Here is a 393-nt window from a genome sequence, read left to right on the forward strand (position 1 = left end):
AACAAAGAAGTTTGCGAAAACTACGTTTACAACTCTATCGGTATCGTCACTTACCTAAACCCATACATCGGCCACCACGAAGGTGACATCGTAGGTAAGATTTGTGCAGAAACTGGTAAGAGTGTTCGTGAAGTCGTGCTAGAGCGCGGTCTGCTTACAGCAGAGGAGCTTGATGAAATCTTGTCAGTAGAAAACTTCATGCATCCTACTTACAAAGCAAAACGTTACGAGTAATAACGAATCCGAAGGGGGCCACTCAGGCCCCTTTTTTAGGCTCTCATACGGTTAACCACATTTTTTATATGCTTTTATTGCCGCTAAACCACTAGGTTCTCATTCTCTGAGCATTTACTCCTGTTCCTGAGTGTTCAAAAAATCAGAATCAAATAAAAA

General features: G+C 41.7%; 1 pseudogene. It reads left to right on the top strand.

Annotated features, from left to right (window positions below):
• Window positions 1-234, top strand: a pseudogene (gene aspA, locus IQR33_RS23870) (aspartate ammonia-lyase); the annotation flags it as partial.
• Between the last annotated feature and the right edge of the window lie 159 nt (window positions 235-393).

This window comes from Vibrio sp. OPT46, assembly GCF_015163535.1.
Lineage (GTDB): Bacteria > Pseudomonadota > Gammaproteobacteria > Enterobacterales > Vibrionaceae > Vibrio > Vibrio alginolyticus.